The organism is uncultured Candidatus Puniceispirillum sp., assembly GCF_963979125.1.
Taxonomy (GTDB): Bacteria; Pseudomonadota; Alphaproteobacteria; order Puniceispirillales; family Puniceispirillaceae; genus Puniceispirillum.
Genome location: NZ_CAXBVX010000115.1, coordinates 1 through 5851 on the forward strand (window position 1 = coordinate 1; position 5851 = coordinate 5851).

The window sequence follows — 5851 nt, forward strand, 5'->3', positions numbered from 1 at the left end:
CGCAAGACGCTGGATGAAGAGGTTATTCTGGCCGAATTCATGCGCGAAAATCCCGATGCCGAAGATAAATTTATCGAGATTGAAACAGCCCGCCTGCAACGCGCGCATACAGTGATCGCAGTGCTGTCTTCGCCGGTTGAACATCCGAAAATTGTCGCATGGGAAATGGCGCTGTCGGCGGGGGCGGTCTGTACGACCTTGCTATATGCGGCGCAATCGATGGGCTATGCCGCGCAATGGCTGACCGAATGGTATGCCTATAATGATGCGATGCTGGCACGGCTTGGCGGCGTGGTTGGGCATGACAGGATCGCCGGATTTATCTATATCGGCGAAAAAGTCAAAGACCCGATGGAACGCACCCGCCCCGATTTGGATGAGGTGGTCAGGTATCTGTAGGGGGTGGGTGAAGCTAGCCTGCCTTTGCTTATAAATTGCAACTGTCACAAAGCCTAGGCAATTTCTGGGATATTCTAAGCTGTTCCAGCTTTAATTTTTCCTGTGGTGGATATGCCATTCTACCATGAAATGGTCTGCTTTTGTGACAGGCCAGACATAGAACCTCAAGATTTGACGGACGATTATTGCCACGAATGCCATCCTTATGATGGGCATGCGATAAGCCCGTTTGTTCCGCACAGCAAACACCGCAACATGAGCAAGTCCAGTTAGCTTTCCGTCTCGTCTCACGTGAAATACGCGCCCAGTCTTTTGTGTAATTACCCTCTGGAAATGTTTCAGCTGTATAAAGCGGCATACAACGGAAAACAGACTCAAAATCTTCAAAAAATCTTTCGAGCGAAAAATCTAAAAAAATTCTTTCTTTCATGGAATAAATATTTTGCTGAGCATAGCCATCATAATCAAGAGACATCAAACAATTTTTACATGGTGTTAAGTTCGCCTCCATTTCATCGCCATGATCATTTGTATCAAATTCATAAGGCCTGACCTGAAAAAGCCCATCTCGTCTATTAGAGCTTACATATCGATCAAAACGTCCCTTATCACGCATATTTTCAATTGTTTTACACTCGGTTAGATGAAACTTAGGCTGAGTCGCTGGTTGTTTACTAAGCTCCTCCTTGTCAGCAAATGGATCATAAATGTGTAAAGTTATTTGCGTATTACCAATGGCTAACAGACCCGTTGAGGCATCGAGATGTTTAATTAACTCATCCCCTATCAGGACTACACTTCCGTCTTCAATGATTTTTAATTCAATGGGATTTGCTATTTTAGTGCTATTCCTGATTGACCCTATTTCGGCTTTCTGGCCGCCGATAGATTTCAGCGCTTTCTCAAGACCGGATAAATCTACATTTATGGCCATCAGAAACTCTTTTCGATTGCTGGCGAGACCTTTTCCAATATCTGAAACATCGCCTCTTTGGTTTTCGTCTTGATGGTAAATTCCACACGGCGAGAACGTTTTTTATTTTCGACACCATTTTCAGTAATCAGTCTGGCCGATGACAGACCATTGGCACTGACTTTCTTTATTACCCAAGGGGTAAAATACTGCATTTCAGGTAGGTTAATTGCATACTCCAGAACTGTTCGGGTGCGTGCCTGTGATAGCTTCATATTATTTATAAATGCATTTGCCGTATCTATAGACTGCAACCATTCCGATGACGTATGTCCTTCAATTCTTACCTCATCAATTTTTGTGTCAAATTTTGAAATTAGAAGGTCAATATAGCGTGGCATGAAATCATCTAGCACTTGTTTGAAATGGTCGCTGAGATCCGCCTTTCCCGTTTTGAAAAGTATCTCCGGTGACAAAAAGCGGATTGTCAGCGATGCGCGTTCTATTTCAGCATTCCATATCGGCAAGTCATCGCGGAATTCTCTTTCCAAGGCTCGATAAATTTCCATTTCGGCATCCTGCCATTCGGTAACTATTTCAGTAACATTACTTGCTCTCTGGTTAGCATCTTTGGCGTAAATTACAGCGATGAATAAGAACACCATCATCAGACCAGCCATCAAGTCTGCGACCGAAACCCATTGATCATCATTGCTAGCTCTGTTTGTAAACATAGCCTTGTTCATCTTCCATTAGCGGCTTTGCCTATTTCGACAATTTGACGCGTCTGATCCAGCAATGGTTCATAATCGGATACAAATTTCTGCGTTATACCGGATAGGCTTTCCGCCATAGCCGTAAGAATACTCTCGATTTGCTTCTGCATCGCCTCGTCAAGTTGAACAACAGCATCGTTAAGATGGTTAGTAGCCGTTTGCAGACTCTCATTGAGAGCAGACTGAAGACCATCGAACATTTGTTGTTGTGCCTCACGTTGTTCCCCAAGTGAGTTTTCTATCTGTTGGCCAATTTTACCAACAGCGCCTTCTAATTCTTGAACAGACGTATTGATTACATCCTTCATTTGTTCTGACGCCTGACTCTGCGAATTCACCGCGTCAGAAATAGTGACTGTCATTTTGTCAATCTTGGATGCTATGTCCGGAATCGCACCTTCTGCTCTCTCCCTCATTTCTGAAATTGAAGATAACCCTTCATGCATAGCTACCAGCTGTTCAACAAGCTGATTATTGGTGTCCGAGAGTTTGCTCATATGCGATGGAATAGCGCGGGTCGATTCTTCGATTGTGGTTATCGCCTGCTCAGTAGCGCCAATAGTTTCAACAGAATTGTCAAAAGCTACCTTCATTTCTTCAAGTTGAGCTTTGTAATTTTCCTGCCATTGTAATAATTGTCCAACTGCCAAGTTTAGTTGTTTAAAATTGTCACCAAATTGCTCGGATATTTTTTCGTTAAACTCACGAATTACAGATTTCAATTCTTCGATTATCGCTTCTGAAAATGCCTTTGACATATGCTCTGCAAAATCTCTGAATTCTTTAATTTGGGCTTCAAACCCTGATGAAGTTGTTTTTCCAAATCAGCGAAGTTGGTTCTCAGTCTTTGAAGCTGGCCTACAACGCTACTATCACCATCATCAGTGAGTGCTTTTTTGATAGTATCAAATCCAGCTTTATTGGTTTCATCAACAGCATTAACCTGATGTTTCATATCTTCGATTGCGTTTATGACATCTTGAGCAGAGGCATCCTCCGCCGTGGTATTGTTCGACAAAAGAGGCTTTAAAAAACGAAAAAGCAGAGCACTAGCAAGGCCGACAATTGATGTGCCAAATGCAACTTTCAAACCTTCAAGAAGTATAGGTACACTTTTATTAATAGTGCGAACGTCAAAATCTAATAGCCCAATAAATATACCCAGAAATGTTCCAAGGATGCCTAGTGAGGTCAAAGCAGACGGTGTCAAATCAATGAATGCTCTGTTTCTAGGCTTATTAGCTGAAAAAATGAGCAAAAATAATGATATTCCAAGCCAACCACCAATAATCCAGAAAAAGGTTGCGCTAATATCATTAGATAGTAGCCCATTATATATCCTGATTATGTCTTCCATAAATTTACGCTCTGCAAATATTGAGTTCTATATTGGGTAAGCAGAGCCTAAACTTGAGTTAAATTTCACGCAAGTTATTGATTTATAACTAATTTAATGAAGGCTAATAATCTAACCGCCCAAACAAAAAGGCGGCACCCGCAGGCACCGCTTATCGTTACAATTATCTATCGGAAGAAACCCTAGCCCCAAACGTGTCCCCCCATCACACCGCCAGCATGAACCCTGCGAAAAAGCGTGTCAGGGCATCATGCGCATCAAGCGGCAGAATATGCGCGACATGCTGATCCGGGCGCACCAGCACCATACAGCCGCGATCACGGTTGATCCCGCGCATGGCATAAATATCATCGCCGCTTTTGTGATCGACCGCGAAAATCTTTTCATAATCGCGCAGGCCCAGCGTGCCTTTGACCGGCACCAGCAAAGGATGCATCTGGGCAGTGCGCAATGTTGTATGCGGTTGCTGGAAAATCGCGCGCAGATCAATGACAGCGTCACTATCAGCCCCTGCCCGGGTATAGGCGCGCAATGGCGAGGCCGGATCATCGGCCATGAATCTGCATAACGCGGCCATATCCCCCGCATCACCCCCCGCATCGCCAGCCCCCGCAAAGGCAAAAAGATGCCAGCGGCCATCAGCCTTTATCGTATGGCCAAGATGCATCGCCCGCCCATCGGCAACACGAACCACCGGTGCCGAGTGAAAGCGCATACCCATATCAAACCCCGTCGCCAGATGCTGATAATCGGGGCTGGCCGTAATAAGCGAGGGATGATAGCGGAACATCGTACCTGCCGTATAACGGGCATGTTTGATGAAATAGGATTGCAGGATCGCCGGATCGACTTCGACTTCGGCTTCGGCTTCGGCGTCTGGTTTAGCATCGGTGGTGTTGGGGGTAGCTTGGGTATCAGGGGTGTTGGGGGCTGGGTTGGCGCGATCTTCGGGGCGGGTACTGAACATGGTTGCCAATTCGCGGTCAAAATCGATCAGCTCGCTGGCCACCGCCTGACGCTCGGCTGAATAGCTATGCAACAGATGCGGCGCGGCCTGTCCGCGTAACACCGCCGCCAGCTTCCAGCCCAGATTAAAGCTGTCGCCCATCGATACATTCATCCCCTGTCCGGCTTTCGGGCTATGCGTATGACAGGCATCGCCCGCGATAAACACATGCGGCGTGCGGCTGGTCATATCGGCTGTTAGCATATCGTCTGTTGACACATCGTCAAATTTGGCGCAAAGACGCTGGCCAATTTCATAAACCGACCACCATGCGATCTGCTTTACATCAAATTGATAGGGGTGAAACACCTTTTGCGCTGCCGCCACCAGATGATCGGCGGTGATGTTGCGGCTTTTGACGCGCTCTTCGGTGCCTAGTGCTTCCAGCTCGATATAGATGCGTACCATATAGCCGCCTTCACGCGGGATAATCAGCAAATTGCCCGCTTCGGCCGAATGGATGATCGCCTTGCGCCGAATATCGGGAAAATCGGTAGCCACCAGCACATCCATCACGCCCCAGGCCTTGTTCGCTGAATCGCCTTCAAGGCGGCGGCCAAGCGCGCGGCGCACCTGACTGCGTGCGCCATCACATCCAACAACATAGCGGGCGCGCAACGTTTCAACCTCGCCTTCATGGGCGGCGTCGGTGCGGGTCATCGTGACCGTAACCGGATGCGTGTTATCAGCATCATTATCAATAGTCAGATCACGAAACGCCCGCGCATAGTCCGGGGTGATCGCGGCAGGTGATTTGGCCATGACATCCAGAAAGAAATCATGTACCCGCGCCTGATTCAAAATGACATGCGGAAATTCGGACAGCCCATCTTCGGTATCCTGAATGATACGGCTGCGCGTGATCGGGGTGGGCTGATCCGAAAAGCCTGAGTCCGATATAGCGGCTGGCTCCCAGAACGCCACCTCATTGACCCAATAGGCTTCGCGCATCACCCGTTCGGCAAAGCCAAAAGCGGCGAACATCTCCATCGTGCGACAAGCAATGCCATCTGCCTGACCCAAGGTCAGGCGCCCGGGCTTGGCGTCAATAATCCGCGTGGTGATGTCCGGAAAGGCCGCCAGCTGGGCAGCCAAGGTCAATCCCGCCGGCCCACAACCGACAATCAGAACATCGACTTCGGGTGGCATCGATGGGCTGGGCGGTGCCGTTTCAAACCGTGCGTCAAGATCGGCAATATCGGGATCACCCGCATGATACCCATTGAGATGAAATTGCATCGACACCCACCATGATAACCTTGTCTTATTACCAGAACAGACTAGCACCATTCGGCATTTTGAAAAGAGTAATGGTGGGGGATGGTGTATGGCTTGGTTTCAAAAGTGAAATGGTGGGAGTGACAGGGATTGAACCTGTGACCCCTTCGATGTCAACGAAG

The 5851-nt window shown here is 47.6% G+C and carries 6 protein-coding genes; 1 reads left to right on the forward strand and 5 read right to left on the reverse strand.

Annotation, left to right across the window (positions count from 1 at the left end; all coding sequences use genetic code 11):
• On the forward strand, nucleotides 1-399 hold a 399-nt coding region (locus tag ABNT28_RS09675), incomplete at its 5' end, for a nitroreductase family protein (RefSeq protein WP_348721479.1).
• Between the two features lie 28 nt (nucleotides 400-427).
• Here ABNT28_RS09675 and ABNT28_RS09680 read toward each other — a convergent pair.
• From ABNT28_RS09680 to ABNT28_RS09700, 5 genes are all read right to left on the reverse strand, one after another.
• Nucleotides 428-1333, reverse strand: a complete 906-nt coding sequence (locus ABNT28_RS09680) for an HNH endonuclease signature motif containing protein (RefSeq protein WP_348721480.1) — start codon at nucleotides 1331-1333, stop codon at nucleotides 428-430.
• On the reverse strand, nucleotides 1333-2058 hold the full coding sequence (locus tag ABNT28_RS09685) for an OmpA family protein (RefSeq protein WP_348721481.1): 726 nt from the start codon (nucleotides 2056-2058) through the stop codon (nucleotides 1333-1335). The genes ABNT28_RS09680 and ABNT28_RS09685 overlap by 1 nt, the downstream gene beginning before the upstream one ends.
• Entirely contained in the window at nucleotides 2055-2846 is a 792-nt protein-coding gene (locus ABNT28_RS09690; protein ID WP_332924442.1) for a hypothetical protein, read from the reverse strand. Before ABNT28_RS09690 ends, ABNT28_RS09685 begins: the two co-directional genes overlap by 4 nt.
• Nucleotides 2819-3445: a hypothetical protein gene (locus ABNT28_RS09695; protein ID WP_332924443.1), complete on the reverse strand. Its 627-nt coding sequence runs from the start codon at nucleotides 3443-3445 to the stop codon at nucleotides 2819-2821. Before ABNT28_RS09695 ends, ABNT28_RS09690 begins: the two co-directional genes overlap by 28 nt.
• A gap of 205 nt (nucleotides 3446-3650) precedes the next feature.
• Complete coding sequence (locus ABNT28_RS09700) at nucleotides 3651-5690, reverse strand: FAD-binding monooxygenase (protein ID WP_348721482.1); 2040 nt, start codon at nucleotides 5688-5690, stop codon at nucleotides 3651-3653.
• Nucleotides 5691-5851: the final 161 nt, after the last annotated feature.